Raw genomic sequence first — 4496 nt, 5'->3', positions numbered from 1 at the left:
ATGAACGCCGCAATCGCCGCAGCAGCGAATTCGACCAACTATCAAACACTAACGGTCAACGGCGACTACAAGGGCGGCGGTACCGTCAATATGCGCACCGAACTGAACGCCGGAGGCGCTCTCGCGAATCAGTTCACCGATCGACTATTGATTTCCGGCGCCGCGAGCGGCCAGACGACGTTGAGCCTGACGACCTCTGGTAATGGAGCCAACACCGGTACAGTGGTCAATGGCCAAGCGATTCCAACGCAAGGCATTTCGCTGGTGCAGGTGGGGGGCGCATCCACCGCGAGCGCTTTCACGCTGGCCGGAGGCTATGTGGTGGCTGCAGGGAGTCCGTACCAGTATCGGCTTTTTGCGTTCGGTCCCGGTAGCAATACCCCGCCGGACCCCACGCAAAGCTTGCTGCCCAATGGGCAGGCTGCGACATGGGATTACCGGTTGCAGTCTTCGGATACCGGTTCCTCCGGTAATCCGCAGCCTTGCAGCGGCGAGCCTACATGTGGCCGTCCAACCGTGGTCCCGCAGGCAAGCTCGTACCTCACGACACCGCTCGCAATACAGAACTACGAAGCGACGATCGTCGACAGCGTTCATCGTCGGCTCGGAGAGTTCCGGCAAGACACGCCACAACAAGACGAGAACGCAGGGGATTTGTTTGCACGGGTCATTGCAAACCGCAGCATCTATCACAGCAATATCGATTTCCAGGACTACGGATACAACTTTAATCAGGACATCGAAGCATTGCAGATCGGCGGCAATTGGCTGCACCGTTGGAGTTCGACCGACGATCAGCGCTTCGGTGTGGTGGCTACGCTCGGCCACACCTCGGTGGCGCCGCAGGCAAGCTCCATCGAGGCCAGCACAGCATCGCTCGATACGTACGATCTGGCGCTGACGGGAACATGGCAGAACAAGAATGGGTGGTACGCCGATGGCGTGGTGTCAGCTGGACGCTATACGGGAACGGTGAGCACCGAGCAGCATGGTGAAGCCGGCCGCGTTGCGGCGAATGGGTTTGCGTTGTCTGTCGAGGCCGGGCGCGCGATCACGCTGCGCAATGGCATCGAAATCGAACCTCATGTGCAAGCGTTGGCGCAGTCGCTGTATTTTGAAAGTCGACAGGATGTCGACGGCGTTGATGTCACGACGTCGGATTTGCAGGCGTTGACCGGGCGCTTGGGTGTGCGCTTCACGATGCCGATGCCGCGTACGGTTTCATGGAAGCCGTACGTTCGCCTGGATTTACAGCAGACGTGGATGAACACGCCAACGGTGACGCTGTCTGGGCAGCCCTTCATGGTGGGCTCGCCCGGCGGTGCTGTGCAACTCGGCGTCGGTGCCAGCGGTATGGTGACGGACAAGCTATCGCTGTACGGCGAAGTGAGCGGTCAGCAGCGGCTCGGTCACGGCTTTAGCAGCATCGAGGCGACGCTGGGCTTGCGTTACACGTTTTGAGCAAATGAGCGGTGAGGCCTTGGACGGCGGGCGTCTATCGGCACTTTTAATAGGGCGAGCGGCGCGGCAAGTTGCGTAGACTGTCCCATCACTTATCTTCATTGTTGGTTCAAGCGGAAGAAGGAGAGCGAGCAATGCTACCCATTGCCACGAGTACAGACATTGGTGGAATAAAAGTGGGTGACGGGTTGCAAGTCAGCGACGACGGCACGTTGAGCGCGGTAGGGGGAGGAAGTACCGGTTGCCCGCTCGATATGGTGATCACGTATGGGGCGCGTGAGGTCATGCCCGCCGACGAAACGTGGAAGCCCAGCAACATCGCTACCGTCTACGGCCCAAAGAACATGCAGTTCATCATGATTGTCGACGACGGCGCAATCATTCGCGAACACACGTCCGAAACGGATACCAGCAAGCAGATCTTTAGCACTAATGAGGACGGCATTTCGCAGAGTCATATCGAAATGCCCTCGACATCAGTCAATTGGACGGCGTCTGTGATGGTGGCGCCGTATTTGCAGCCCGTTGCCCAGGCCGAAGATGTCATGGCACAGCTTGCGGTGCTAGCCCCGATTGAGCGGACCGCCGCGTTTTTCCCCCCGGCCGCGACAAATCCCGAGAATTACAACGTTTTCCAGAGCTACGCCTACACGCGCGGTGTGCCGTGCGATAAGCAAACACCCAGCGAGATAGACGTTTGCATCGAGACAGGCATGGATGTTTCCACGCTCAATTTCAAAGTCACGCAGGGGGAGGCCGTGTTCGATGTTCAGACGAACTCGAAGACTACGTCCGCCAGCGTAGGTGCAGATGGTGAGGTGGTCGTAAAGGTATTTTGCGGCTCGCCGGGCGTGTCCGAAGTGATGATCTCCGGCAACAACACCGATGAGAAGATTTACGTTTACCCGTCATTTGTTGCTTTGCCGACCTTGACGGTTTGAGCGAAGAAAAGTCGCTTTGCTTTGCGACGGGCTGGAAGAGCGCTCCCAATGCGCTGAATGCGCTCGCGATGGGTGTACCTAAGTGGAGGCCGGCGATGGCTAGCAATGATGGCAATAAACTCAAGCTTGTGTTTCGCGATGACCACCACACCGCCGCTGCGGATGGGACAACCCCTATCTATGTCGCTGCAAGAGCGTATGTCGACGAAGGGGGCGGCACGACGGTTCCAAAGCCACAGCAAATCGACTTCACCCTCGAAGGCGGTGAGGCCTATTTCGCTAACGGCAAAAATCAAATCAGCGCAGCGACCAACGGTAAAACCGGAGCGACGGACTGGTTGCCCTTTTACAGCAAGTCTCCCGTCAAGGGCACGGTGCACGGGCAATGGGATGCCGATTCCAATGCTTTCGACGATGAGTCTTTCGAATTCACGTTTGTGTCGCCGCCCGCGCCGCAGTACGCCGTGCACATCGATTTCGTTCCCCCGCTGCTGATCACGGTTTTGAACGATTTGCCGATCACTGGAACGATCAAGCAGGTCGGCGTTGGCATTCCCAATGCGCCCTACGATGTTTCGACTACGGGCCTCTTTCAGCTTGTCACATCGAAATCGGACCTTGTGACTGGCGAAGACGGCAAGTTCAAGTTCGACATCGTCGTTATGTTCCCTGAGGCCAACGACATCCAATGGCTGAGCTCTGTGAGTGTCACGTACCATCCTAAAGATCGCCCGGACCCTGTTGTGGATACGCGGTATTCGTTGCTCGTGCTATAGAGCACGCGTGGAGTAACCGAATTCTGAATCGCCCGTGGTGGGATGGGACGACGGTCGTCTTCGACGCCCTCAATTGGGCGACACGGTATCATGTGCCGATTGCCGATACTGCCGAGACTCCCTCCCATGGACGATTCACTGAACTTCGATACGCTTGCCGTGCGTTCGGGAACCACGCGCACCGAATTCAACGAGCACTCCGAAGCGCTTTTCCTGACCTCGAGTTTCTGCTTTAAAAGCGCGGCGGAAGCCGCCGAGCGCTTTAAGCACTCTGAGGATTACTACACCTACTCGAGGTTCACCAACCCGACGGTCACGATGTTTCAGGACCGCCTCGCCGCGCTCGAAGGCGGGGAGGCCTGTATCGCGACGGCTTCAGGCATGAGCGCGATTCTCTCGGTCGTCATGGCCTCGATGCAGGCGGGTGACCACATCGTCAGCTCGCGTGCGCTCTTCGGTTCGACGCTCGGCATGTTCTCGCAGATCTTTTCGCGCTTTGGCATCGCAACGACGTTTGTCGATCCCGTCGATCTCGACGCGTGGCAATCGGCTGTGCGTCCCGAAACGAAGATGTTCTTCCTTGAAACGCCTTCCAATCCGCTGACGGAGCTTTGCGATATCGAAGCGGTCGGCAAGATCGCAAAGGCGGCGGGCGCGCTTTTCGTCGTTGACAACTCGTTTTGCAGCCCCGCCGTTCAGCAGCCGCTGAAGCTCGGCGCGGATGTCGTCATGCATTCGGCCACGAAGTTGATCGATGGGCAAGGGCGCGTGCTCGGCGGTGCGCTCATCGGGACTCGTCAGTTCATCATGGAAAAGGTGTTCCCGTTCGTTCGAACTGCCGGGCCGACTCTGTCCGCCTTCAATGCATGGGTGCTCTTGAAAGGCATGGAAACGCTGTCATTGCGTGCCGAGCGGCACTCGGCTAACGCGCTGGTGGTAGCCCGCTGGCTCGAATCACAACCGGCAGTCAAGCGCGTCTACTACCCGGGGCTCGAATCGCATCCGCAGTACGAGCTTGCCCAGCGTCAGCAGCGTTCGGGCGGATCGGTGCTTGCGTTCGAAGTGGCCGGCGATACGCCAGAGATGCAGCGTGAGAACGCCTGGCGCGTTGTCGATGGCACGCAGCTGTGCTCCATCACGGCCAATCTCGGCGATACGCGCACGACGATTACACATCCCGCAACGACCACGCATGGCCGCATCACGCCGGAAGCACGAGCGGCAGCCGGCATCACCGAAGCATTGCTGCGCGTGGCGGTAGGGCTCGAGAATGCTGACGATATCTGCGCAGATCTTGCGCGCGGATTGAACGGCTGAT

At 58.6% G+C, this 4496-nt stretch carries 4 protein-coding genes; all 4 read left to right on the top strand.

Features of this window, described 5'->3' with window-relative positions:
• A partial coding sequence (locus tag VL598_RS00120; RefSeq protein WP_325324671.1) for an autotransporter outer membrane beta-barrel domain-containing protein occupies positions 1–1461 on the top strand: 1461 nt, incomplete at its 5' end.
• Positions 1462–1595: 134 nt separating this feature from the next.
• The gene (locus VL598_RS00115) at positions 1596–2402 is read left to right on the top strand and encodes a hypothetical protein (protein ID WP_325324670.1); all 807 of its coding nucleotides are present in this window, start codon (positions 1596–1598) and stop codon (positions 2400–2402) included.
• A gap of 95 nt (positions 2403–2497) precedes the next feature.
• Positions 2498–3178, top strand: a complete 681-nt coding sequence (locus tag VL598_RS00110; RefSeq protein WP_325324669.1) for a hypothetical protein — start codon at positions 2498–2500, stop codon at positions 3176–3178.
• Positions 3179–3304: 126 nt separating this feature from the next.
• Positions 3305–4495: an O-succinylhomoserine sulfhydrylase gene (locus VL598_RS00105; protein ID WP_325324668.1), complete on the top strand. Its 1191-nt coding sequence runs from the start codon at positions 3305–3307 to the stop codon at positions 4493–4495.
• Position 4496: the final 1 nt, after the last annotated feature.

Source organism: Trinickia sp., assembly GCF_035492435.1.
Lineage (GTDB): Bacteria > Pseudomonadota > Gammaproteobacteria > Burkholderiales > Burkholderiaceae > Trinickia.
The sequence above is the reverse complement of the archived record's forward strand: the minus strand, read 5'-3'. Positions and strand labels throughout refer to the sequence as shown.

Bases quoted from the DNA above. Each gene is read 5' to 3' on its own strand.
- VL598_RS00110 (WP_325324669.1), top strand. From the start codon at position 2,498: ATGGCTAGCAATGATGGCAATAAACTCAAGCTTGTGTTTCGCGATGAC.
- VL598_RS00115 (WP_325324670.1), top strand. From the start codon at position 1,596: ATGCTACCCATTGCCACGAGTACAGACATTGGTGGAATAAAAGTGGGT.
- VL598_RS00105 (WP_325324668.1), top strand. From the start codon at position 3,305: ATGGACGATTCACTGAACTTCGATACGCTTGCCGTGCGTTCGGGAACC.